Genomic DNA, 23,276 nt, shown 5'->3' on the forward strand with positions numbered 1-23,276 from the left:
AAGTTTTATCCTCTTGGACTTATGTTTACTCCATCTACAGAAATTCAATATCTTTATGAGATTGCATGTTAAGCTTATTTCAATGTGTCTCTTACAAAATCTTGAAGTATTTTTGCAGATGGATAATTAGACATGGAGGCGATTCCGTTCACCAACTCTATTGGATATAGTGCCCCCTCATATTTTCTGCTTACTAACGATGGCAATGTAGCCAATATTCTACCTAATCCCATTATATCTTCTGATTTAGGAAAATCTGAGGATGAAATATATTCACCCGGCGACATATTTAAGACCATTTGAGTGTTTTTATCTAATATGACAAATACTTTTTCTCCATAATTAGTTCTTGAACCATAAGGGTTTATATGTTCAGGTGCCCGTTGAATTTCTTTTCTAATATAATCATGACTTAATACGGCATATTTAATTTCTCCATCATTTAATGGTATAAACCTTTCTATCGTATGTAAATAATCAAAGTACTTTCCTGATTTTTCACACCCCATTATATGTATAGGACGCCCTATCCGTTTAGCATGATCAAGAAAATTTCTTATACAAGGAACCAATTTAGCATATTGTCCACCAAGTGTCATCGGACCATCCTTGATATATAATGTTTCCGACACAAGATTTTTATCTTTGCTTTCCCAATGTAAACGAATAACTGTGAATAGCATTAACGTTTCCATTATCATCATGTACGAGGATGCAACAGTTACAGGAGCACTATCCTCGCTCATATCTAAATGAAAACCTATCATATCCGTGAGAAGAACTTCTTTACCGCAGAATTTACAGTTATCTACATCCTTATCATAGCCTATGCCATCATCTATTTTGAGTCCGCAATGTGGACATTGAAAATCTGGCGAGTTTTTATGAACCATATTCCATTTTTCATATACAAGCCACTTCAATGTCTCAAAATATAATCCTTGTTCTTCAATTTTAATTGAGTCAAAAATAGAATGTCTTACAGTATCATATATGTTTCCCTTACCGCTTTTAATGTTTTTTAAAGGAAAGACAGTTGAGTGAAAAAGTGCACTATTCTTCATAATATCTTGGAGCTGTAATGGGTGCGGAAATTCTTTATCTATTTTTGCGATTTTGGATTGCTCGATAGTCATCAATGCAGTTTTAACAAACGCAACTTCTTTATTGTTCTCCTGCACAGGAACATATGAACCATCAACTACCCAAATGTGCTGAAGCACTTTTTCTTTATTTCTGTCATATGTATCCCATATACTATCATTTATATCACTACCCAAACCTAGATCGTCAATTTCAAAATCATCAATTAATGATTTTACCCATTCGCTTTCGATAACATTTAGATGTCCTAATTTTGAAGCAGATTCAAAAGGCAACCTATTTCCAGCTGAATACGCCATGATTTATTCCCCTTTCTTAGGTTGATATAACTTTGCATATACAGGGATAACAAACCTATGTGACATTGTGAGCATTCTCATGTATCCAGGAGTTCTTGACCTTAAAATATCTTCCTCTATTCCCGAAAAAGCTATCTGCATTCTTGTTAATGCCTTTGTTTCATCCTGAGAAGATAAATGTCCTACAAAGAAATTTTCTGTTTGTACTAAAAGTTCTCTATTTATTGTAGATGGTGATTGAGTAGAATAAACCATTCCAATATGGAATTTTGCTCCTTCTTTTGCAAATCTTGAATAAACATCTGTTAAATCTTTAGATTCAGGTGGAAAAAGATTGTGTGCTTCTTCAAAATATAATTGAATATAACTATCACCAAGTTTATTTTCAACAAATTTTCTTTCTTGAGCTGAGAATATTTCCTGAGAAAGTATATCTGAGAAATATTTTCTAATACGATCTGTTGCATTTCCCAAATCTAATATAACGGTTTTACCAGCATTCAATAATTTAACAATATCGGTTAAAAAATCGGTTGCTTGTGATGAATGGTATTCTTTATATTTCGCCAATACAATTGGCCCACTACTGCCTGTGGAGGGAAATAAGAAATTAAGTAAGGCCCAGTCTTCTTTATCAAAAAGAGGTTCCTTATCACTATTGGGAAGTTGATCATTACTTTCTCTTATGTAATTAACAAATATCCGGAGCTCTTGAACTAGCTCAGGCAACGTAATAGGTTGTTTAGGAACATTACCCTTATACGCTTTGTTTCTAAAGTCTTTATTAAAATGAGGCTCAAGAGGCTTTATATAATTACATACCAATCCACTTGCTTTAAGTCTTTTTTCATCCGCTTTAAAACCAGCTTCAAATAATATTGCCCAATATATTTGTATTCTTCTAATTGCTCTCGTTTTATCACCATTATCAGAAATAGTTTTTATTTCTTCAAAAGAGGGTAAGGTTACACTTGAAAAATTATTTATATAGTTTGAATTTTTATTATCCTCTTTTAGGAATCCACTCAGTATATCTTTGCAAGTATCTGGATTTTCATAAAAATTCAATTTTAATTGCTTAGAAGGTGTTTCTGCTCGTGGAGTCAACGCATAGACATCACACCTATCCCTATTGGCAGAATAAATTGAAGAGTTTCCATCTTGATTATTGTCATTTGCGTATTCACCATTAGTATCAAAAATGAGTTGGCCTACATTTTTAGTTTCTGCTGTAGCATCTAACATACCCTGTGCAAGTAGCTTTACAACATTAGATTTACCTAGCCTTGTTTTTCCAAACATTGCCGTTCTACAACCCATAAAATCTTTCATAGAAATATCTACAGGAATATTTTCGGAAGCTTGTTCTTCAACCCCAAATTGACATTCCATTGTGCGTAATTTTCCTATATTCTCCCTAAACTCTGTTTTAACAGTTCCATTAACTATGATATTAAGTAGTTCTTCGTCCGGTGCATATACTTCATATCGATGTGGACTTACTATATTATTTACATCTCCTGAAAAAGCAAGCTTATCTACATTAAATGGGTCTGCATAAAACATTCCCAGAACATCACATTCAAGTGCTCCCCATTGCAAATCAGACTGTGTCCATAAATCAAGTTCTGGCATAGATCGCTTATGCATTTCAAAATAAGTCTGTTGTACTTGAGCAGTTAATGGTGTAGGAGCAATACCTTTTACCCGTAGCAATGTAAAATGTGATTTAGTTTGCTTATAATTTGATGGAAGTAAAATCAAATAAGAGCCTCTTGGTATCCCTCCAACTTCCATCTTATATGTGTCATTAGTTATTATTTTAGCTCCATTATAGCCTAATTCTAATACATAACCCACAAAACGCCATTTACCATATTCATTCGCGATTTTATACTTTTCTTGCCTCTCCATAAATTCCTTTACTTTTGTAATAGGATTATTCTCTACATTTGAACTGTCAACCAAATTTTGTAACCCTGCCATAATAATTCCTCCTTCAAATCATATATTAGCACTTACTATTAATTCGTTATATTGTTGTCGGCCTCTAGCCAAACCAGAAATTGAACTATATCTATTAGCCTCTGCCAAATAATAGCCTTCCACATTTTCATACAATGCTCGGACAGCTGGGTGATTGACATTTGTCATAATGATCTTTACATTTCTATCTTTTGCTCTATGAAGTGATTGAGCTAATCTAACTTGATCATTCCAATTAAATAGCTGGGCAGTATAATTAACAAACCTATTATTTTCATCTTGTACTGAATATGGAGGATCACAAAACAAAAAGTCCTCTGCCTCTGCCATGTCAATGATTTCTTCAAAATCCTGACAAAATATTTGTGCATTTTGTAAAATTGCTGATCGTTGTTCAAAATTATCAGTACTTAGTATCACGTTATTATGAGTACCTATTGGTACATTAAATCCCCCGCTCCTATTTACTCTATATATCCCGTTAAAGCAAGTCCTATTTAAATAAATCATTCTTGCAGCTATTGTAGCTGGTGTTCTAGGACGCATAGAACGTATTTGATAATAATACTCTTGGCTGTGACGTCTACTATGAACTACTAAAGCTCTTTCTACCCTTTGCCAATCATCTCGTATCGCAGAAAATGTCGTAATTAATTCTCGATTTATATCATTTATTATTGCAATAGGTGGCTCTAAAAAAAAATATAACGAACCTCCGCCCAAAAATGGATCTATGTATCTATGATATTGTGCTGGAAGTCTATGTTGTTCATGACTTATAAACCAATTTTTTCCTCCTGCCCATTTTAAAAATGTTTTATCCATATTGATAATAGGCTCCTAAATTCGATTGAAAATAAAAAATCTTCATCAAATATACTTCCTTTCATAAACTATTTTCTTTCCTGTATTTTTGTTGCCCTGAAGAAGTCTTTTCAATAGATACAACACATATGTCATTCGATTTAATATAATTTAGAAATAAGGTGCCTAACAGTAGCCGATTACTACGTGATATTCGATTCCATTCATAGCCTTTAAAAAGATCACGAAGCAAAAATACTTCACCTGATTTAAGATTCTTTATTTCATCTTTCGCAGTTTCTAACAACTCATTAGCATTCTGCATAAGTGTACCTCCAAAACAGAATAACATTATAAACAACATTGTTATTCTAATTGTATAACTTTTCCTGTTTCATTTCAACATTAAAATATTATTTCAGACACATATCTACAGAACATTTGATGCTGTGTTTGTTTTCATTCCTGCAACATATTTCTAAATGCTCATTAAAAATCAAAATCTTTACGACATTATTTCTAACTATCCCTTCATTATATGTGCTATTCTCACAAACTATTTCGCCTAAAGCTTTCTGAATCCACTCCTCATTCAATGTGGGAGAATCAGCACACATTTCTTTCCCTTTCTCAATTCTTGTAGAACATCTCCAAACTACCTTACCTCTTTCCGTTCGCCTCCGGTAAGATGCCCCGCAATCACCACACACAAGCAAATTTCCCAAAAGATATTTGCCATTATATTTGCTGGTGCTGGATTCCATTGTGCCATCTTCTTTACGGACTAGCCTTGCGCGTCTAGACATTTCTTCCTGAACCTTATCAAATACTTCGGCAGTAATAATAGCCGGATGACTATTCTTTATATAGTTACGTTCTCTTTGACCAGCATTTTTGCTTTTGCTTCCTGTTATAAAATCTTCCGTATAGGTCTTCTGTAATAAAGAATCACCCTTATATTTCTCATTCTTCAGTATCTTTTGAATAACAGCTGTTGCCCATGCTTCTTTCCCTGTAGCAGTTTTAATCTGATGTTCTTCCAGATACTCTTTTATTTGTTGCAGTGTGCTGCCTTCCAAATACAACTGATAGATTTTCTTCATCATATAGGCTTCTTCCGGCACGATCATCCATTCATCATTGTCACGCTTGTAGCCCATAGGTATTTTGCCTACAAAGTCATCCCCGCTTTCAAATTTGCGTTTGTATCCCCATTGAACCTTTTCGCTTAAATTCCTGCTCTCTTCCTGTGCTAAAACTCCATTAAATGCAATATCTATTTCTTTTTCTGCTTCAAGTGAATTTAAATCTTCCTTTTCAAAATATATATTTATACCTTTTGCTTTTAACTTCGGTTAATAGTTAACGTATCTAACACATTTCTGGACAATCTGCTGATAGACTTGGTAATGATATAATCAATTTCACCACGATATGCCTTCTTAAGCATAGTATCCAAACCATTCCGTTTCTCTTTTTTAAGCCCACTTTCATAATTATAAAACACGCCTGAAAGTTCCCATTCAGAATTCTTTTGAATCAAATCGGTATAATACCTGATTTGAATGTCTATACTGCTTCGCTGACTTTCACGCTCGGTACTGACCCTGCAATATGCCGTAACCTTTAGTTTTCCGATATTCTTTAAAGAGCTTCTTGCGGGAATAAACGTAATCTTTTTCAAAATCATATCCTCCTTCACATTCAAATCTTTTTAGTGACTTAATAATATAGAAATGGCGTAAAAGTAAAAAACTCTTACGCCTCAAAGTAATCTTTATTCATTTTCAACTATTGATAAATCAACATAACTGCCTTTCTCAGCGGATCGGCATAAATATTCCTCCGTCTACACTGCATCTGCCACAAGAACACGTTACAAAATCATGCACAGTTTTCGATTCAATGATATCACCGCAGCATTCGCATTGTATACTATTTTTCAATATTTTCTCCCATTTTAACTTCTTGATATCGCACATACTCATCTCTTTTGTATTATACTTTCTGCTGCAACAGGACTACAACCTCTGTATGCCCAGTACCCGGGAACATATCAACAGGTACTGCTGTCTTTGCTTCATAGCCCCTTTTTGTGAAATAGGCTAAATCTCTTTCTAATGTGACGGGGTTGCAGGAAATATAGACTATCTTTTTGGGATTGATTGAAATCATCGAATCTAAAAACTGCTCCGTGCTACCTGACCTTGGAGGATCTAGGAATACAACGTCTGCTGATTGCTTTTCGCTGGCCATCTGATTCATAAATTCGCCGGCGTCACAGTTGTAGAAAAATATATATTTTTTGATTTATTTCTTTTTGCATTTGTTATAGCTTCCTTGAAAGCATCTCTGTTAAGTTCGACTCCAAGTACTTTTTTTACATGGTCTCCTGCAATTATTCCGATTGTGCCTATTCCGCAATAGGCTTCTATTACAGTTTCACTTCCCTTAAGCTCCGCAAGCTCGATTGCCTTTCCATAAAGAATTTCTGTCTGGACGGGATTAATCTGGTAAAATGATTTTGGGGAAATTCTAAAAACTTTTCCGCACAGAGTATCCTCTATGAATCCTCTGCCGTACAGTACCTGTTCTCTTTCTCCCAATACCATGCTTGTTTTTTTATTGTTAACATTCATTACTATTGTTGTAATTTCAGGATGTTTTTTTAAGAGCGCTTTGATAAAATTGTTCTTTGAAGGGAATATGTGTGAGGCAAGCACCAACACAACCATTATTTTCAGCCCCGCTATTTACCTAACCTTGTTATCAATACTACCGTCTCTACATGTGTTGAGCGGGAGATAATGATGCCTCTTAAAACTAATGATTCCTTGGCGGAGCATCAATTTATAGGCTTATGAAGACATAGATAGATAAGAATTACTCCATATTCATTACTTTTCTAAACAAGTCCTTTGTTTCAATGATTGATTTAAGCGTTGGCCTATGACCAACTTTTTTATACAATCTAAATTGTACATTCGCATCAATACTTTCATAAATACTCTCCGCTATGCCCCACCGTGCCACAGGAGTATCGCCAAATAAACCATTTACCAGTTCCTGGTCTGCCTGATCAAAGCTTTCATCATAAGGTACAGAATCATTTGTATCTTCATCGCCCAAGAAAAACAACTGAGGTATTCTTTTATATCCTTCCAGATTTATACTGTCACCAGTTAAAATGTCCAAATCAGCTATTCCTACCGGATATCGCAATATTTTTCCTTCCCATGTTTTACTTGGAGCTATTGGCCAGCCCCCCGGTGAACCGATTGATACAGCCTGTACTCTATCCGGATGAATGATTGAAAACCTGTTTACATACATAGCACTGGCTGAAAACCCCCACATCAACACTTTACTTTCAATATTCCAACCATCTTTTTTATATATTTCTGTCACATCATCTATCATAGCTAATAATTGCAAATCCAATCTATATAATTCTGAAACGTCAGTAGTAAATACATCTCTATCCAGAGCATGCGTATAAATTAAGTTATGCTCCATCGGCCTTGGAAATATGGGTACAAGAATGATTGTATTCAAATCTCCAAACACTGTCTTCCCAAAAATAGCAGTAAATTTCGCCATAAAATCATCCTTTTTGAAATCATCCGTAACTCCCATACTATTATTGGGAAGTACTAATATATTGACCTTTTCACCTGACAAAGCCTGTCTCTTAACATTGTTATTTATATATAGATAATACGGCCATTTAAAACTTGAATCGGAATCTGGATTGATTTTAGTTAACTGAAGAGATGAATATAAAATATAGATACCTATAGCAACTATAGTAATTACAAACATTAATAAAATAGCTTTGATTGAAATCTTAATTTTCTTCTTCATTCATTTCATTTACCTTTCTTTCATATACTTTTGACATTGAGCGCTTTACCAATGTAATGCATGCTTATATTTACCATAATTCACTACTTTGTTATTATATCAAATTGGTAATTTTTTTCAATAATTTTTAGACATTCGTTAATGACAAAAAGAACCGTCCCTGTTGGACGGTCCTGTTGGACATCAATTACCTTTTCATCAGATTTAGATAGTTCCTGCCCAGCCATAGATAATCTTCTATTCCTAATATTCGTTAGCTGTAATACCAGTCACTAAGCCAAATGTTCTATGAAAATAATAGCTTAACACATATATATGCTTTGCAACATCTTCATAATTAATAGGTTCTACCCCTTTAGTTTTATATTCAGCAATAATGATTCTCCTCCTTTATTACGGAAGCTTTTCGGTTTCTCTTTATGCTCATAACTTTGAATTTTAAAAAGGCATTAATTTTCGAAATTCAATGTTAAATTATTCAATAACTAATGCTACTTCTGTATTGAGACTCTTGATAACCGGTGATGCTGAAAGAGCAAGATTTGCTATTTCTTGTACCTTCTCCTTAGAAGCAGAAGTACTAGCCTTTAATTTGACAACAGGATTCAAAATTCCAAGGTCACCTTCTTCTATTCCTAAAAATACGGCTACATTTAAATCCGCTTCAATGTCTACAGATACTTCTTCAAGTTTAATATCTGCCTTACTAGCAAAAACCTCAAAAGTAATCGCAAAGCAACTTACGGCCGCTGCAATTAAGTGCTCAACTGGGTTAGCCCCTTTATCCGTACCTCCTAGTTGACTTGGCTCATCAATGACTAATGGCGCAAAATCTCTTAGAAAAACTGTATTTTCTGTGCCATCTTTCCATTTAAGGTGAGCAGTCCATTTCTTCAATCCAAGTTCTGGGTTTTCTTTTATTCCAGTTGCAACTTGTTCCATTGCCTTAAAATTTATGTTATTCATTATCATATACCTCCAACAGCTAAGTTTTTTACAATTGAAATTTTAACATTAGATGCTGCCTATGTATGTAATGCAGCTTACATTTCAAGTAAATATTTAAATTTTTTTGCTACTATCATACTGAATAAACTTAAATATAAAGACAGTTAGCAATGACACCTCAATTATAATGTATAACACTTCAATTTTCTTCCTGCATTTGAATCCAGAGTCTACCATCGTGGTGACGGATTACCTTCTCTTTCGAAAGTTTATTAAGCGTTGCTGTTACCGTCTCTCGAGTCGAAGCAATCATACCAGCTATATCTTTATGCGCAATAGAAACCGGAATGGGATGCCACCCGTTATCATCTTCCTGCGGATCACTCAAACTTTTTAATAAAAAGACAATTCGGCTTTTAATTGTTCCATAACCGATTTGCTCCAAAATTTCAACCATATCCAAATATTTTTCCGAGATATAATTCAGCAAAACCATTGCTACTGATGGATTTTCCTCAACAAACTTTCTAATTTCTTGTTTAGAAACTGCAACAACCGTTACATCTGTCAAAGCTCTTACAAACTCTCTGTTTTCCTTTAAAGTAAAAACATCCATTAAGCCTATAAAATCTCCAACACACAACAATCCAATAATACACTCTTTTCCATCTATATGAATATGAAATTTACTTGCATTTCCTTCCTTGATAATAAAAACGTCATTCTCTAGTTTCTCTGGTACAGTAATATATTCACCTTTTTTGAAAATCAATTCATTACTACTGTTCTTCCACTTATTAGAATTGTTTTCTAAAAATAATTGAACAACTTTATTATGAAAAACTTCATTTTCATATTTCATCTAGCATTCTCCTTAAATTTCATTTGTTTTTAAATATAATTCGTTTGTTTCTTCAAAGCAGGAAACTATATCTATTTGTCCTGCTTTTAGGATAACAACTTTATTTGCAATTGCTTTTTCTCTATCATGGGTGACAAAAATAGATGTGATACCCGCTTGTTTTATTATACTTTTTAATTATTCCCTAATTTTAGCCTGTAATTCCCAGCTAAATTACTAAAAGGTTCATCTAATAACAAAACCGACGGATTTGGAGCTAAAGCTATTGCATTTTTTTTATCTATTTATAAAGAAATTATTTTACTTAATCGGTTAATATCCATTACCGTTATTGTTCTTTTTTGAAACGATAGTATACCTTGAGCTTCCAGCTTTCGCAGTTCTCTTGATAGAGAAGTTCTTGAGACATCCATATACTCCGCCCAAGCTTTTTTTGAGAAAGGAAGTATAACTATATTTGTATTTTTGTCCTCGCTTTCGTGCTGAAGGTAATGAACCAAATATCCGGCGATCTTCTCCTGGATGGAATCTAATGACAATATGCCGATTTTATGTTTTAACATCAATGTTGAATTTGAAGTCGATTCAAGAAAATTAAGCATAAATTGGCTATCAAGCGCAAAAAGTCGCAGTAAATCAGATTTTGTTATAAATAAAACTTTTGTAGGTTTACATGCACAGATATTATCAGGATAATATTCATATTTTGAAAAAATAGAAGATTCTCCAATCACTTCAGAATCTCTTTTCCTTTCAATAATAACCACCTTGCCATTGGGGAAAATCTTCTGAACATCCACTGCTCCTGAAAGTAAAATTCCTATTCTATTCGCATTTTGGACAGGCGAAAAAATGATTTCATTTTCGGCTATATTTTCTTCCCTAAAATTGATTTTTAATAGCAAAGCTTCAATTTCATCAAAACTCTTATTCTTAAACAAAGTACATTTTTGAAGTGCAAATAATTTATGATTCATTTTAATCTCCTTTATAAATTTTGCAAATAGTGTATCTCAAGATACTCTTTATATGGATTTAGTATACTATAATACAAATGTAATGTAAAATGATGCGCAATTGTAGTTTGGAGGTGATAATGCTTTGGACGTCAATACAATAGAATTCAAGAAAATTATTCATACATACGGATATAAGCTGACAGCACAGAGAAAGGCAATACTCGAGATTATTCGGGATGAAAAAAAGCTTATCCCGGAATAGGGCTTGCAACAGTTTACCGTACCCTGCAGCTGTTTGAAAAGCTTGGACTTGTACATCACATATTGCTGGATGATAGCTGCATGCGATTTCAGATCATCGACTCTAAAGAAAGCTATCTTTAATTAGGAGGAAAAATCAATGAATAGTAAAAATTGCAACAACGGGCATAGACAAGAGCAGCATTGCCGAAATAACAGATCGCGCCGTGGACCCAGCAGCTTCCATATGCAGGATTGCGATCTTGTATTTGAGAAATTAGCCCTAAAACAAGGCGATACACTTTTAGACTTAGGTTGTGGTGCCGGAGATTATTCCATTCATGCGGCTGGAATAGTCGGAGAAACCGGAAACATATATGCGGTAGATCTATGGCAGGAAATGTTAGATAAAATTTGCGAAGATGCTATGACACGGGGAATTCATAATATCCATCCCGTGGTTTCAGATATTCGTAAGAAAATTAACCTCTCTGATGACAGTATGGATGTTTGTTTGATTGCTACTGTACTTCATATAATGGATTTTAAAACAGAAACTGACCGCCTATTTGCTGAAGTTAAGCGGGTATTAAAGTCAGGAGGTAAACTTGCTGTTATTGAATGCAAGAAAGAAAATAGTTCATTTGGCCCTCCTATACAAGCTAGAATCTCACCTAATGAGCTTGAAAAAGGCCTTGTTAAGTTTGGTTTTTCAAAAACAGATTATATTGATTTGGGCTCCAATTATATGGTGATATTTGCTTTAAGTCAATGAAAGTACGGGTAATCACAATGATAATTACTCCTGCTTTGGAAAACTATTTGAAAATAATATTGGAGCTGAATGAAAACGGCGGCGAGGCAAGAGTTGATAAAATCAGCGATGAAGAGAAAAAATCTATATTTCTTCGTTAATCAAAGAAATATAGATTTTTCCATGTGACGAGGCAGAGTTGCCTTTGAAGTCAATTTTATTTAATTTTCCGGTTTATAAAGACGGTGGAGATGTTTGTGGGTTTTTGTGGGACAAAAGTACACACGTCTCAACGTGTCTTGAGGTGACAAAAATGATGGCGTAAGGACCTGGTATCCCCTTAAAGGCTGAATATCTTGCTGAATAATTAAGGGGCTTGTCATTTTATACTCCCATTTCAGTAATGACAAATTCAATCAAGTGAAACCAAATCCTAAACAATCAACAGCTTTTTATAAATCTCTGTCTCCTTGTCGTATCGAAATCCATTTGTCTCCAATACCTTAATTGAAGCTACATTTACTCTTTCTTCTTCGATTGTTGGATCAGCGACTAACTGAATGGCATCAGGTTGGTCTTCAATTAGCTTATCACATATCAGTCTAACTAATTTTTTCCCAAGACCTTTTCCTAAGAGGTGCTCTTCACCAATCATATAGTCAATTCCATAGGTTCCTGCTGGTTCACAATCTTCCTTAAACGCCTTCTTCCAATCGTAGTACTGACAGAAACCAATCGGCACACCATCTTCCTCCACAATAAAATGTTTGATGAAATCAAATTCGTCCTCCCGGTGCTCGATTTCATACAACCACTCAGACTCATCACCAAACCATTTTGCAACATACTCTTTCTCAAGCCATTTTTTCACAATAACCACATCTTCATTTTTTAATCTACGCAAAACAAACATATCATATGATCTCCTTCTCCAATCGGTTCATTTTATTTGTAACATTGGTAATGTAATTAAAAACCGTAATACAAGCTTCTTGAAATAATTCTTGCCACTGTTTTATTCATAGTTAAGTTCACAAATATACCCTTCCGCCAAGGGGGGATATAATTTTTGCATTACAATATCTACCAATACACATTTTGGTCACTTATAATTTTTGATTCTAATGTACTGAAAGTTTTATATTTATATAGGTTATTAATTAAGGTTTTATTAATATCTTTAACTTTCCAAAAATGATAATAATGGTTTTATCATATTTTTATCAGTAAAATCTACTTTTTTTCCGTATGTAGCTAAAAGTTCTCTATCATCATCAGATAATTCATCAGAACCCTTCTTAGAAATTATAATTTTCAGCATTGCCATCATGGATTTATGAATTATTCCTAACTTCTTATAATTAATTCCACCTCGTAAATGAAAAAACTTTATATTATCACGCATCTCTTTTGAAAAGTTTTTTTCTATAATGGGAAGAAAAACCTCCTCTTTATCAGTTGAAGCCAGCCCGACAGTAAAAACTATTATTTTTTTATCTTTTAAAATTTCAAAGTTTTTAGTTATGATGGAAATTCCAGCAATTCCACTTGCATACAATCCACCACCATAAATAATAGTATCATACTCCTTTAGTTTCTTAACTTCTATTTCTGAGCATTCAAAACAATCTGCTTTAGCTTCTTCAGCTATCCACTGAGCATACCTTTTAGTACTACCATATTTAGACTTATATACTATAGCTATATTATTCATATATTTTCACTCCTCATCTTTATATTTACTTAATACATTCATTTAATTGTCCCAATTTTAATTATTTAATGCATTTTCTATTGACTTAAGATAAGCTTTAGATGTCACTGTGGCTTGTGATATTGCATCTACTTTAGTATTTTGCGCTTCAATAACTTTATTGAATAACTCAACACTTACATCAGACTTTGCAAAAGTAACATCATCTTCTATATTAATTTTTGTTATTTTATGGTCCCTTACTGTAACATTGAGCAGATTTGACCATCTTCCAGCATTATATTTTCCACTATATACCCCATCATTTAGATCTGATATATTTATTCCGTTTACTTCAATAATCCTTCCCTCTCTAAGTCCTCGAGATAGATAAAATATTCCACTTGCAAAAACCAGTATAAATGCACATAATATTGCAATTATTATTTTGAATATCCCCTTCAATTCTCTCCACCCTTCCTAATTTAATGTATTTCCATTAGCTATTCTTAATACTATTTCATTTGAATAAAAGCTAATCAAATTATCTCTTTGTTCATCACCAATGTCTTTTTCTATTATGATCTTGAAAATAAGACCTAAGGTCGATACTACAATCATTTGAGCGATCAATTCAATTGTATTTTCATCTACATCTTTATCCTTATATATTTCTTTTAAGCATTGGTATAGTGCGGACAAAGCTGGCTTTTCTTTTGAGGCACCTTCAAATAATAAAGAAGTATGTTTTAATGCCACTTTTGATTGGTTTAACTGGGCTGCCATAAATTCTTCTGGCATACTTAATGCTACTTTTATATAATTTTGGGTCATTTTTATTAATTTTTCTTCAGGTGTGCTACTCTCTATTTTCATAGAAGATACTGCTGATACTATTTTTTTATAGCCTCTTTGCATTACAACATTCAATATTTCTTCCTTATCATCGAAATAATGATAAATTATAGAAGGAGAATATTCAATTTTTTTAGCAATTTTTCTAATCGACAGTTTATCAAATCCCTCAGAAGCTATGATGTCACTTGCTGCTGAAAGGATAAGCTCCTTCATTTCCTCTACCTCTCGTTCTCTTCTTTTTTCTATAGTCATTGTTTCACTCCTTGTTCTTGTTTAACACCATTTAATTATTGTACGATGTTCAATAACTAAAATATAACACTTAACATGATTATTGTCAAAATAAAAATTAGGTATAAAGCATTAGTCAGCCCATTCTACTACTTCTCTAGGAGAGATTCCTTAATTAAAACCAATATCCTCATCCTTGCAATCTTGCTTTTATGTACACAATAGTTTTTAAAGATAAATTCCCTTAAACCTATAGTCTAAGGGAATAAAAACACACTATATTTTTATCAAAATCTTCTAAAAAACCAGCAATTCCAATCTATTCCTTCTCTATCAACACAGCTACCTCAACGTGCCTTGTTGCTGCAATTCTGATGACCATCGGGCCTGGTACCCCCTTGGCGTCAGGGTATATTTCCAATAACTCCAGCGCTAAACACTTGTTTTTACAAAATAGTTTTGCTAATTATAACATGGCAACTCTTGTTTTTGACATTTGATTTAACAAAGATAAAAGCTGCCAACAATAAAACCCTCAGAGCACTGAAGGTTTTAGTCTTAGCAGTTTTTAATACAACCAACTAATTGTTCATTCATAAAGATGTGCATCTTTCTTTGGTACTGATTTTGCCACACCAGCATCTTTATCAAAAACTATAACATGCGTATATTCATCTTTGTCATTAGAGCAAAACGGGCATTTTGCATATTCAGATTCATCATAAACTTTCATGCAGTTCCCACACATTTGCATTTTCTCACACTCCCTTCCGTTGATTTCATCACAATCATCGAACTCGTTATTAACCTTTATTGATGACACTGTTTCAAATTAATAACTAGTTCTCACAATCTTCCTCGACACCAAACAAAGCCTGCAAATCGAAGAAATTGTATGGATAAGAATTATCCCCATCAAAACGAACCTTCCTGTGTCCGTTGTCATATTCAATTTCAATTTCCCATTGTGTACCGTCTAAAACCATGTGGCCAAAACGCTCCGGGGAATAGCTTCTCTTCCATTCTCCCATATGCAGCTTTCGAATTCCTTCGAGAAAACTTTCCTTTGTCAGAGGCTCACCATCTTTATTGAAAACCTTCATCGGTGTTGAAGCCTCTCCTTGTTTTGATTCAAATTTTAGTTCATTGCCAGATAAGTCAGCAATGTATGTATTATATCCACCGAAGAATCCTCCAATGGAAAATGTAAACTTGCTGATATGGTTAACATTGCTTATAAAATCCAATGTGCGAAGTTCCGTTCGCGAAGGGTTGTAGGTGCCGCCCACTTCGACAAGTGCCTGTTTTGCTCGTTCAAGGTATTCACGGGTGCACGATAATCTGACTGATTCACTTGGGCACACTTTTGACTCAGTGCCATAATCCGGATGTTCCATGATATTCTTTAAATGACCCATTTCGTTTTTTAATCCACGGATAATGGATAAGATTTGCTTAGCATCCTTTTCTCTTAGATACTCTTCACAATAGTTTTCTGGACTTATCATCATAGTCGGCACACCTCCTTTATTTCTTGCACCACATTACTTAATTTTCTTTGTAGCTTCCTTTGCTCTGCGTTCCTCGATTTTGGTAATATAGCTGTTAGCCTTATTTGAATAGTAAGACCCCTTGGTTTTCTTTATTTTTTGCACAATGGCTATAGCATCATCATATCTTTTGGCCTTGATGTACAAATCCGGCAGCCTGAACATCCATCCAGAGCCTTCAAACTTGGGACCACCATCCTTCCATATTTCCTCCCAAAAGTTGATAATCCAATCAATATCTTTATCTTCAGCATACTTCTCATCAGTAGCCTGAACAGCTTTTATCTGCTTGTCCTGACTTTTCAACAACCTATAGCCTTCCGGATCAATCACTTTCAATTCTTTCATGAAAGACTTATTGCTATCTTCATTTCCGTTATCAATATCAGCATGTTTTTTCTCTATGATTTCCATATAATTGCTTTTATTGCCAGTGCCTAACAATTGATTCAAATCCCATACGGTAAATGTAGTATATTTGCTGTGACGGTGCATATACGGTACATATGCATTCTCTTCAAGTTCAGTTTTACCGAGATTTGTAAGCTCGTATTTACCTGTTTTATCATTAATAATTAGGAAACCACGATCCACTAAGGATTCATAAACAGAACCTACATCCCGAATGCCATATTTATACCACCAATACCCGGGGTATCCTCCCTTGGGATTAGGATATTTCTTACAAAAATGAAGCATCAAGATTTCAGGAACGTACAATCCGTTATTAGATGGAATAGACGTATTTTTCCTCTGTTCAAAAGATACTACTTCACTTTCAAAAGGTGTTCCATCGTGTGATTTTGCCTTATAATAGGAATCCGGCTGATAATATTTCTTCTCTGAATCAGGTATAGTAGCTGTCTGCTTTAATAACGCTTCCTGTGCTGTGGGTACTAAACTCCTTTCTTTGGTTTTCTTTTTGAATATATCAAATAATCCCATTTTTCCACCTCATAGTTTTGCACCTGTAATGACAATTATCGCAACTTATTTGACTAAAATTAAATCAATATTCTAAAGATAATGTCCGCAATTGCTTTATTGAAATCTATAACGGATAAATCTTATTACACTATTTCCATATTAATTATAACACAATAATTACCATATCTCGATGTATTATTTGTAAAGAAAAAACTACTAACAGTAAAACCCTCAGCGGACCGAGGATTTTAGTCTTAGTAGTTTTCAGCAGGAGTGGGAACCCCACCCCTGCCTAATTCTACACACCGGAGCATCCATTAAGGCCTTCATCATCGTATTAATCTTCATAAAACGAAATTTCTTGTTCCATAATGATGCCATATTTAAAGTGGATTTCAATTTTGGATTCATTTATTACCTTGATTCTAAGTATCAAGCGTCTGATTAAATTCTCATCAAACTCTCCGACCCTGCAGCTTACCCTGCCAAGGCAAGAGTCCATTCCATCCACCCTTTGCTCATAATCATCGGCCAACTTCTGTTCCCTTGCCTGCTTTAATTTTTTCATCTTAAGGGATTGTATTTCTTCTGCAATTTTTCTATACTGCTCATCAAAATCTTCATTGACGGCTCCTTGCTTTGCATTTTCTTCGATTAAGTTAAGGAGCTGCTTTTGCAGTTTGTTAATTTCCTCATCAAACTCTGTTTTTATGTTTTTTGTTGTGTAGTTACCGATCACCCGGATCACATTCTCCCTGAATGCTCCTACAAGCTCCCTTTGATTTTCAACTACACTATCCACAGCCTTCATAATTGCTTCCTGTAGGGGTTTTTCTTTCAAGGTGGCGGAATGCTTGCATTTTTTTGTTCCATTTAATAATCTGCTTTCACATCGCCACACGGGAGTAAGATTTCCATTCCTTGACCAGGTCTGCCTTCGATAAGGGTGGGAGCATTCTCCGCAGACAAGAATGTCTGAGAGTACATATTTAGAACTGTACTTACTTTTTTCTTTTTTAGCTCGCCTGGCAATGGACGGCTTATGAAGGCTTGCTCGCCTTGCTCTTTCTTCTTGCACTTGGTAAAAAAGCTCCTTTGGGATAATTGCTTCATGGTTATCCTCAATATAATACTGAGGCACGATGCCGTCATTTTTTACCCTCTTTTTTGTAAGAAAATCCACCGTATATGTCTTTTGTTGCAGTACATCGCCCATGTATTTTTCGTTCTGGAGTATCTTTGCGATGACAGTATCATGCCATTTATCCTTTCCAGTCACTGTCTTGATACCTTCTTCCATAAAGGTATTCGCTATCTGCTGTGTGCTAAGCCCCTCAAGATAAAGACGATAGATTCTTCTGACAAGCTTCGCTTGTTCCGGTACGATGACCAGCTCGCCATCCTCATCTTTTGTGTATCCTAAAAACTTTTTGTGATTGACTAGCACTACACCATTTTCATATTTTCTTGCGATTCCCCAGCGTGTGTTTTCACTTAAGTTACGGCTTTCTTCTTGTGCTTGGCTGCTTAAGATGGTGATTAAAAGTTCGCCTGTCGCCTCCAGTGTATTGATGCCTTCCTTTTCAAAAATGATGCCGATATTTTTCTCCTTCAGTTTTCTTATGGTTTGCAGGGAGTCTACTGTATTTCTTGCAAAACGGCTGACTGATTTAGTCAATATTAAGTCGATTTTTCCTGCCATGCAGTCATCAATCATGGAGTTAAAGTCATCTCTTTTTTTCATATTGGTTGCAGACTTCCCGTCATCTGCGTAAATGCCCGCCAGTTTCCAGTTTGGATTCTGCTGAATTTTCTCTGTATAATAAGATATCTGAGCATCGTAACTGCTTTCCTGCTGTTCCAGCAAAGTGCTGACTCTACAGTAAGCTGCAACCCTTAATGCTTTTAACTGTACCTTGATGCTCCTGTCATATGCTGGTTGTGAAGGTATGATAGATACATTTTTCTTTTTAACTGCTTGCATATTTATCCCCCTTTCTATAAGTTTCATGGACAATCAGTCCATTAATAAATTCTATTTCAACTCGTCCATCTTTATAGATGACCAGTTTTTTGACTGTCTGTAAAAATAATTCTTCATTAAATTCGGTTTGCTGTTCCCTGCCTGAAAGGGCTTGCATTATGTTTTTCGTATGATGTTCGTAGTCATGCACCTGTGCAGTTTGATAAAGGAGTGCTGCCCTTTGGAAAATCATCGTCGCCAGCTCTTTGGAGGAAAATTGTTCGTCTGCTTCCATGTCTTTAATCTTTTGATCAAGCTTCCGAAATTCTGGTGAATAACACTTTGGAATCTCTCTTTGTTTTTTCTGCAGCAAAGAAGGAGTTCTTATTACCTTGTTTACCGCAAGAATAAAAACTTCTTTGATCTGTTCATCTGTAATTACCCCACAGTTGCAACGAACTCTGTTTTTATAAATATAATGCTTGCACTTCCATTTGCTTTTTTCAGAGGGTTTGCCACTATTCTCTATATATTTTCTGAATACCTCTCCGCACTCGCCGCACCAAAGTCTGCCACTGGATGAGCTTTGATTGTTCATGCTATTTGGCTGCATAACCCTTCCGAGTTTTTTACGTTGCTCTTGCCTTCGGTTCTGTACCTGTTCAAAAATTTCTGTTTCTATCATCTGCGGATACATCTCATCGCCCAAATACTTTATGTTTTCTAAAATCTTGCCGACAGAGCCATGGTTCCAGGATGGTTTGTTGTTTGCATTTGGAAATCCCTTTGCTGTAAGTTCCTTTGCTATTGCATAGGTAGAGAGCCCCGAAAGATAATCAACAAAAACCTTTCTTACTACCTTTGCTTTTTCTTCTTCAACATATATCTTTCCGTTTCGCATCCGGAACCCTATCGGTGTATGTCTTTGCATCTTTGTTATCCTCCTTTCCACAGGCTTCTGAAAATTCCAGCATATTCTTTAGTCGGAAGGTTACAGTCTTTCCTTCCTTTATAATAATCTGATCCACTGTTTCTAAAAACAAATCCTCACGGTATGTATCCTGTATCCCCGGATTGTTTTCCAACAGTCCTATAAGCTGTTCAGTATAAAAAATCTCTGTTTCAAACCCACTGTCATCAAGCAGGGCTTTCCTCTTTTTTCGCATGGCATCCAACTCTATTTGCAGGGCAGTCTGTTTCTCTATAAAAATAGCAGAGTCAAGATATCCCTTTGCAGCTACACCGCTTAAGATATGACTCTGCTTCGACAGTTCCATTATTTTTTCATTACACTCTCTGATGTCCTTTTCCTGCTGTTCATCTGCACGCAACTTTCGTAAAGATTCCAGCATGGGAGAAAGGATTTCCAGGTAATTGCCGGAGAGCTTATTCCACATCAGGGTAAATGCTTCTTGTATAATATCCTCCCTAATTGCTACCATACTGCATTTTTCTTTATCCTCGATATGCTGGATACAAGACCATTGCACTTTCTCATAAGTCTTCCCGATATAAATTTTCTGCCTTCTAAACACCTTTCCGCATTCCCCGCATATAATCTTACTGCTGTAAGCATATCTGTTCAGCGATTTTGTAGTATCAGTTTTCATCTGCTTACGACGGTATTCATAAATTTCCTTAACCGCTTCCGCTTCCTCCGCACTGATGATGGGTTCATGATTCTCAGAAATAAAATACTGAGGTAGCTCACCCTTATTTCTTTTTCGCTTGAAGGGGATTACCTCAGTAGTAAATGTCTTTTGCAATATTAAGTTTCCTGTATAGATTGGGTTAAGAAGAATTTCCTTTATCACTCCATCTGACCATTTTTCAGCGCCTCGAATGGTTTGTGTTCCTTTCTCAGTCAATTCCCTTGCAATAACATAGGAGCCTTTGCCGTTTAAATACTGTTTGAAAATATAGCGGACGGTTTCTGCCTCCTGTTCATCAATAACCAGCTCACCCCCTCCATCTTTAATATATCCGAGGGCGGGTGTTCCTATTTTAAAGCTGCCGTCTTGAAACCGTTTAATTGCTGCCCATTTATTGTTGGTTGAAATGCTTTCTGCCTCTCCTTGTGCCAGAGAGCTTAAGATGGTCAAGAGCATCTCACTGCTTTCGAATAAGGTGTTGATATTTTCTTTCTCGAAAAACACTGCAATGCCAAGCAGTTTTAGCTTACGGATTGCCTTTATACTGTCAACGGTATTTCTTGCAAAGCGGGTTACCGATTTTGTGATGATCATATCTATTTTTCCTGCTTCACAATCTTTTATCATGCGCAAAAAGTCATCTCTTTTTTGCAGCTTCGTTCCACTTCGTGCTTCATCCGCATAAACCCCGACATACTGCCAATCACTTCTTTTGCTAATCAGTTCTTCGTAATAGGCTGTCTGTGCAATAAATGAATTCTGTTGTTCTCTGGAATCCGTACTGACACGGCAGTAGGCGCAGACGCGTTTTGTAGGCTGAAGCTGCATCATTACCTGAGGTTTTACAGGGTTTATTTTTGTTATCTTTTTTACTTTTTTCTGCTTGCCCGCCATGATCGTTTCCTCCTTTCTAACAGATTTTTCCTCTGTTAGCAACACACATTACCACACAAGTTTTAGAATAGCTACTGTTATTACACATATACTTTTGCAAGTTGGGGAAGAAAGGTCTGGCGGTTCAAAGCATCGATTTCTTCATATTCTTCATTGGTTATTAGGCCGTTACGAAGCAGAATTCCCAAGTACTTCAATGTGATTTTATATTTTACTTCATTAGCTGTTTGTTCCTTTGACATAAATATATCCTCCCTGTATCTAATGTGATTTTTCCTTTTCATAACCGCATTATTTTGTCCGTATAACTTTAGCCGTTGTTAGCCCTAAACTAAGAGACAATGCCTGGTCAATTGAATTCATCCGCAACTCACTTAGGCTTCCTATGTATTCCAAAAGCCGGATGCGATCAATAGTGCGTATCTGCTCCAGCAGTACCACCGAATTTTTCTGTAACGGCTCCATACACCCAATTTCCACATGAGTGGGCAGCTCCTTTTTAAGCTTGCTGGTTATAGCTACGACAATGACCGTGGGGCTGTAACGGTTTCCTATATCATTCTGTATAATAAGCACGGGTCGGATACCACCCTGCTCACAGCCCACAACTGGACTTAAATCAGCATAGAAAACATCTCCACGTCTTATAATTCTTTTTTGTTCCTGCAAAATGTTCACCTCCTTTTATCTGCTTAATGGCACAAAAATACAAACCGCTCTGCTTGTGATTACTCTGTTTACGTATACAGAGCGGTTTGCATGGCTTCTGACATTAAGTTTTTTTCTATGTGCTTAATTCGACACTACTTCCCAAGCACTAATGGCAATAACCTAAACTGCGGTTAGCTATACCGCATCATGGGACTTTCACCCTCGCCGGGATCTCCGCCGACTGCCCTCATTGCGTGATCCCCCATTTAAGGGGGGCTGTGACTGGACAGAAGTATCATTATAGGCTGACGGGATTATTGCGAAACAGACTGCTACAGCCTGTTTGACCGTCGGATGGGTACCGCTTAGCACCTTATTTGGCCGTCTTTGATAGGTTTATAAATGGGAAGAAATTAACAAAACAGAAAAGAAAAAAGATAGATAGTAGGTTCATTTTCCCATTAAAATCCTACAGGTGGTCTTGGCGCATCCTCGGAAGTCGCTTTGCCTTTTAAAGCACCGTCAGCTAAAGTATTTAGGTTATCGGATATGAAGTTTTCAAAGAACAATTGGGGTATAAATAACCCCCTCACTACTAATCCGGTTTCGTGAGGGGGTCTACAAAAAATATTTTTATTTTTTCAATCTTTGGTTTCAATCGAGTGTGAAGATTCCTGTAGCTGATGGTTTACTGTTTGACACTGTTTTTCCCTGTTTCTGGAAAACGGTCGTTCCATAGGTTTTCTTCGCGAAAAAAAAGTTAGTATTTCACTCCTGGCAAAATACTGACTTTTTTATAAGAGCAATATAAAATTGTATTGGTAGAAGGCGGTATATATGGACTGCACCGTCTTTCTCGCAAAGAAATAAAAACAGAAAACAATGCTTATAGGAGTACCCTTTTTTCACAGAGAGTTGCAAAAGCTGGTATTATGTCGCCTGAATCATCCCTTAAAAACCGCAAAAGCCCGCCCCCATGAGAGAGGGCAGGCTTTGTGTCCCACCTTTTGATGGGTTTGCATTTGGCTGTATTCATT

Annotated in this window: 28 protein-coding genes and 1 pseudogene; 3 read left to right on the forward strand and 26 right to left on the reverse strand. The window is 35.5% G+C overall.

Going from position 1 to position 23,276, the window contains the following annotated elements:
* Window positions 1-74: 74 nt before the first annotated feature.
* From RBQ61_RS15490 to RBQ61_RS15550, 13 genes and pseudogenes are all read right to left on the reverse strand, one after another.
* Window positions 75-1,403 carry a hypothetical protein gene (locus RBQ61_RS15490; RefSeq protein ID WP_308138120.1) on the reverse strand — a complete coding sequence of 443 codons (1,329 nt, stop codon included), beginning with the start codon at window positions 1,401-1,403 and terminating at the stop codon, window positions 75-77.
* Window positions 1,404-1,406: 3 nt separating this feature from the next.
* The gene (locus tag RBQ61_RS15495) at window positions 1,407-3,389 is read right to left on the reverse strand and encodes an ATP-binding protein (RefSeq protein ID WP_308138121.1); all 1,983 of its coding nucleotides are present in this window, start codon (window positions 3,387-3,389) and stop codon (window positions 1,407-1,409) included.
* 18 nt (window positions 3,390-3,407) lie between these two features.
* Window positions 3,408-4,214 carry a Dam family site-specific DNA-(adenine-N6)-methyltransferase gene (locus RBQ61_RS15500; protein ID WP_308138122.1) on the reverse strand — a complete coding sequence of 269 codons (807 nt, stop codon included), beginning with the start codon at window positions 4,212-4,214 and terminating at the stop codon, window positions 3,408-3,410.
* Between the two features lie 61 nt (window positions 4,215-4,275).
* Window positions 4,276-4,518 carry a single-stranded DNA-binding protein gene (locus tag RBQ61_RS15505; RefSeq protein WP_308138123.1) on the reverse strand — a complete coding sequence of 81 codons (243 nt, stop codon included), beginning with the start codon at window positions 4,516-4,518 and terminating at the stop codon, window positions 4,276-4,278.
* 88 nt (window positions 4,519-4,606) lie between these two features.
* Entirely contained in the window at window positions 4,607-5,353 is a 747-nt protein-coding gene (locus RBQ61_RS15510) for a recombinase family protein (RefSeq protein WP_308138124.1), read from the reverse strand.
* Window positions 5,354-5,538: 185 nt separating this feature from the next.
* On the reverse strand, window positions 5,539-5,877 hold the full coding sequence (locus RBQ61_RS15515; RefSeq protein ID WP_308138125.1) for a recombinase family protein: 339 nt from the start codon (window positions 5,875-5,877) through the stop codon (window positions 5,539-5,541).
* 136 nt (window positions 5,878-6,013) lie between these two features.
* On the reverse strand, window positions 6,014-6,139 hold the full coding sequence (locus tag RBQ61_RS15520) for a hypothetical protein (RefSeq protein WP_308138126.1): 126 nt from the start codon (window positions 6,137-6,139) through the stop codon (window positions 6,014-6,016).
* Window positions 6,140-6,191: 52 nt separating this feature from the next.
* Window positions 6,192-6,934, reverse strand: a pseudogene (gene rlmD, locus RBQ61_RS15525) (23S rRNA (uracil(1939)-C(5))-methyltransferase RlmD); the annotation flags it as partial.
* Window positions 6,935-7,076: 142 nt separating this feature from the next.
* Window positions 7,077-8,057, reverse strand: a complete 981-nt coding sequence (locus tag RBQ61_RS15530) for a hypothetical protein (protein WP_308138127.1) — start codon at window positions 8,055-8,057, stop codon at window positions 7,077-7,079.
* Window positions 8,058-8,140: 83 nt separating this feature from the next.
* Window positions 8,141-8,284, reverse strand: coding sequence for a hypothetical protein (locus RBQ61_RS15535; protein ID WP_308138128.1), 144 nt, complete (start codon window positions 8,282-8,284; stop codon window positions 8,141-8,143).
* A gap of 247 nt (window positions 8,285-8,531) precedes the next feature.
* Window positions 8,532-9,029, reverse strand: coding sequence for an OsmC family protein (locus tag RBQ61_RS15540; RefSeq protein ID WP_308138129.1), 498 nt, complete (start codon window positions 9,027-9,029; stop codon window positions 8,532-8,534).
* A 175-nt stretch (window positions 9,030-9,204) separates the two neighbouring features.
* On the reverse strand, window positions 9,205-9,867 hold the full coding sequence (locus tag RBQ61_RS15545; RefSeq protein ID WP_308138130.1) for a Crp/Fnr family transcriptional regulator: 663 nt from the start codon (window positions 9,865-9,867) through the stop codon (window positions 9,205-9,207).
* Between the two features lie 284 nt (window positions 9,868-10,151).
* The gene (locus RBQ61_RS15550; protein ID WP_308138131.1) at window positions 10,152-10,844 is read right to left on the reverse strand and encodes a Crp/Fnr family transcriptional regulator; all 693 of its coding nucleotides are present in this window, start codon (window positions 10,842-10,844) and stop codon (window positions 10,152-10,154) included.
* A gap of 273 nt (window positions 10,845-11,117) precedes the next feature.
* On the opposite strand from RBQ61_RS15550, the gene RBQ61_RS15555 reads away from it, so the two are divergent.
* The 3 genes from RBQ61_RS15555 to RBQ61_RS15565 are packed head-to-tail and all read left to right on the forward strand — an operon-like array spanning window position 11,118 to window position 11,981.
* Complete coding sequence (locus RBQ61_RS15555; RefSeq protein ID WP_308140130.1) at window positions 11,118-11,210, forward strand: hypothetical protein; 93 nt, start codon at window positions 11,118-11,120, stop codon at window positions 11,208-11,210.
* Window positions 11,211-11,226: 16 nt separating this feature from the next.
* The gene (locus RBQ61_RS15560; protein WP_308138132.1) at window positions 11,227-11,841 is read left to right on the forward strand and encodes a class I SAM-dependent methyltransferase; all 615 of its coding nucleotides are present in this window, start codon (window positions 11,227-11,229) and stop codon (window positions 11,839-11,841) included.
* Window positions 11,838-11,981, forward strand: a complete 144-nt coding sequence (locus RBQ61_RS15565) for a hypothetical protein (RefSeq protein WP_308138133.1) — start codon at window positions 11,838-11,840, stop codon at window positions 11,979-11,981. Before RBQ61_RS15560 ends, RBQ61_RS15565 begins: the two co-directional genes overlap by 4 nt.
* A gap of 272 nt (window positions 11,982-12,253) precedes the next feature.
* On the opposite strand, the gene RBQ61_RS15570 is transcribed toward RBQ61_RS15565, so the two are convergent.
* The 13 genes from RBQ61_RS15570 to RBQ61_RS15630 all read right to left on the reverse strand — a co-directional run bounded on the left by RBQ61_RS15570 (window position 12,254) and on the right by RBQ61_RS15630 (window position 23,275).
* A complete protein-coding gene (locus tag RBQ61_RS15570; protein WP_308138134.1) occupies window positions 12,254-12,733 on the reverse strand; it encodes a GNAT family N-acetyltransferase in 480 nt (159 codons plus the stop codon).
* A gap of 267 nt (window positions 12,734-13,000) precedes the next feature.
* Complete coding sequence (locus RBQ61_RS15575; protein ID WP_308138135.1) at window positions 13,001-13,534, reverse strand: flavodoxin domain-containing protein; 534 nt, start codon at window positions 13,532-13,534, stop codon at window positions 13,001-13,003.
* Between the two features lie 57 nt (window positions 13,535-13,591).
* On the reverse strand, window positions 13,592-13,978 hold the full coding sequence (locus tag RBQ61_RS15580; RefSeq protein ID WP_308138136.1) for an FMN-binding protein: 387 nt from the start codon (window positions 13,976-13,978) through the stop codon (window positions 13,592-13,594).
* Window positions 13,979-13,993: 15 nt separating this feature from the next.
* Window positions 13,994-14,623 (reverse strand): TetR/AcrR family transcriptional regulator, encoded by a 630-nt coding sequence (locus tag RBQ61_RS15585; RefSeq protein ID WP_308138137.1) that lies wholly within the window; start codon window positions 14,621-14,623, stop codon window positions 13,994-13,996.
* Window positions 14,624-15,191: 568 nt separating this feature from the next.
* Window positions 15,192-15,425, reverse strand: a complete 234-nt coding sequence (locus tag RBQ61_RS15590; RefSeq protein WP_308138138.1) for a hypothetical protein — start codon at window positions 15,423-15,425, stop codon at window positions 15,192-15,194.
* A 16-nt stretch (window positions 15,426-15,441) separates the two neighbouring features.
* Window positions 15,442-16,113 (reverse strand): hypothetical protein, encoded by a 672-nt coding sequence (locus RBQ61_RS15595; RefSeq protein ID WP_308138139.1) that lies wholly within the window; start codon window positions 16,111-16,113, stop codon window positions 15,442-15,444.
* Between the two features lie 33 nt (window positions 16,114-16,146).
* On the reverse strand, window positions 16,147-17,097 hold the full coding sequence (locus RBQ61_RS15600; RefSeq protein WP_308138140.1) for a hypothetical protein: 951 nt from the start codon (window positions 17,095-17,097) through the stop codon (window positions 16,147-16,149).
* A gap of 319 nt (window positions 17,098-17,416) precedes the next feature.
* Window positions 17,417-19,063, reverse strand: coding sequence for a recombinase family protein (locus tag RBQ61_RS15605; protein WP_308138141.1), 1,647 nt, complete (start codon window positions 19,061-19,063; stop codon window positions 17,417-17,419).
* The gene (locus RBQ61_RS15610; protein ID WP_308138142.1) at window positions 19,050-19,973 is read right to left on the reverse strand and encodes a recombinase family protein; all 924 of its coding nucleotides are present in this window, start codon (window positions 19,971-19,973) and stop codon (window positions 19,050-19,052) included. The genes RBQ61_RS15605 and RBQ61_RS15610 overlap by 14 nt, the downstream gene beginning before the upstream one ends.
* Window positions 19,918-21,588: a recombinase family protein gene (locus RBQ61_RS15615; protein WP_308138143.1), complete on the reverse strand. Its 1,671-nt coding sequence runs from the start codon at window positions 21,586-21,588 to the stop codon at window positions 19,918-19,920. The genes RBQ61_RS15610 and RBQ61_RS15615 overlap by 56 nt, the downstream gene beginning before the upstream one ends.
* 80 nt (window positions 21,589-21,668) lie before the next feature.
* Window positions 21,669-21,830: an SHOCT domain-containing protein gene (locus tag RBQ61_RS15620; protein ID WP_308138144.1), complete on the reverse strand. Its 162-nt coding sequence runs from the start codon at window positions 21,828-21,830 to the stop codon at window positions 21,669-21,671.
* A gap of 49 nt (window positions 21,831-21,879) precedes the next feature.
* Window positions 21,880-22,257 (reverse strand): type II toxin-antitoxin system PemK/MazF family toxin, encoded by a 378-nt coding sequence (locus tag RBQ61_RS15625; RefSeq protein WP_308138145.1) that lies wholly within the window; start codon window positions 22,255-22,257, stop codon window positions 21,880-21,882.
* Between the two features lie 868 nt (window positions 22,258-23,125).
* Window positions 23,126-23,275: a hypothetical protein gene (locus RBQ61_RS15630; protein WP_308138146.1), complete on the reverse strand. Its 150-nt coding sequence runs from the start codon at window positions 23,273-23,275 to the stop codon at window positions 23,126-23,128.
* Window position 23,276 lies beyond the last annotated feature (1 nt).

Source organism: Sedimentibacter sp. MB35-C1, assembly GCF_030913635.1.
Taxonomy (GTDB): Bacteria; Bacillota; Clostridia; order Tissierellales; family Sedimentibacteraceae; genus Sedimentibacter.

Coding starts and splice junctions, on each gene's coding strand:
- RBQ61_RS15490 (WP_308138120.1), bottom strand. CDS start 1,403: ATGGCGTATTCAGCTGGAAATAGGTTGCCTTTTGAATCTGCTTCAAAA.
- RBQ61_RS15495 (WP_308138121.1), bottom strand. CDS start 3,389: ATGGCAGGGTTACAAAATTTGGTTGACAGTTCAAATGTAGAGAATAAT.
- RBQ61_RS15500 (WP_308138122.1), bottom strand. CDS start 4,214: ATGGATAAAACATTTTTAAAATGGGCAGGAGGAAAAAATTGGTTTATA.
- RBQ61_RS15505 (WP_308138123.1), bottom strand. CDS start 4,518: ATGCAGAATGCTAATGAGTTGTTAGAAACTGCGAAAGATGAAATAAAG.
- RBQ61_RS15510 (WP_308138124.1), bottom strand. CDS start 5,353: ATGGGCTACAAGCGTGACAATGATGAATGGATGATCGTGCCGGAAGAA.
- RBQ61_RS15530 (WP_308138127.1), bottom strand. CDS start 8,057: ATGAAGAAGAAAATTAAGATTTCAATCAAAGCTATTTTATTAATGTTT.
- RBQ61_RS15535 (WP_308138128.1), bottom strand. CDS start 8,284: ATGGCTGGGCAGGAACTATCTAAATCTGATGAAAAGGTAATTGATGTC.
- RBQ61_RS15540 (WP_308138129.1), bottom strand. CDS start 9,029: ATGATAATGAATAACATAAATTTTAAGGCAATGGAACAAGTTGCAACT.
- RBQ61_RS15545 (WP_308138130.1), bottom strand. CDS start 9,867: ATGAAATATGAAAATGAAGTTTTTCATAATAAAGTTGTTCAATTATTT.
- RBQ61_RS15550 (WP_308138131.1), bottom strand. CDS start 10,844: ATGAATCATAAATTATTTGCACTTCAAAAATGTACTTTGTTTAAGAAT.
- RBQ61_RS15560 (WP_308138132.1), top strand. CDS start 11,227: ATGAATAGTAAAAATTGCAACAACGGGCATAGACAAGAGCAGCATTGC.
- RBQ61_RS15565 (WP_308138133.1), top strand. CDS start 11,838: ATGAAAGTACGGGTAATCACAATGATAATTACTCCTGCTTTGGAAAAC.
- RBQ61_RS15570 (WP_308138134.1), bottom strand. CDS start 12,733: ATGTTTGTTTTGCGTAGATTAAAAAATGAAGATGTGGTTATTGTGAAA.
- RBQ61_RS15575 (WP_308138135.1), bottom strand. CDS start 13,534: ATGAATAATATAGCTATAGTATATAAGTCTAAATATGGTAGTACTAAA.
- RBQ61_RS15585 (WP_308138137.1), bottom strand. CDS start 14,623: ATGACTATAGAAAAAAGAAGAGAACGAGAGGTAGAGGAAATGAAGGAG.
- RBQ61_RS15595 (WP_308138139.1), bottom strand. CDS start 16,113: ATGATGATAAGTCCAGAAAACTATTGTGAAGAGTATCTAAGAGAAAAG.
- RBQ61_RS15600 (WP_308138140.1), bottom strand. CDS start 17,097: ATGGGATTATTTGATATATTCAAAAAGAAAACCAAAGAAAGGAGTTTA.
- RBQ61_RS15605 (WP_308138141.1), bottom strand. CDS start 19,063: ATGCAAGCAGTTAAAAAGAAAAATGTATCTATCATACCTTCACAACCA.
- RBQ61_RS15610 (WP_308138142.1), bottom strand. CDS start 19,973: ATGCAAAGACATACACCGATAGGGTTCCGGATGCGAAACGGAAAGATA.
- RBQ61_RS15615 (WP_308138143.1), bottom strand. CDS start 21,588: ATGGCGGGCAAGCAGAAAAAAGTAAAAAAGATAACAAAAATAAACCCT.
- RBQ61_RS15620 (WP_308138144.1), bottom strand. CDS start 21,830: ATGTCAAAGGAACAAACAGCTAATGAAGTAAAATATAAAATCACATTG.
- RBQ61_RS15630 (WP_308138146.1), bottom strand. CDS start 23,275: ATGAATACAGCCAAATGCAAACCCATCAAAAGGTGGGACACAAAGCCT.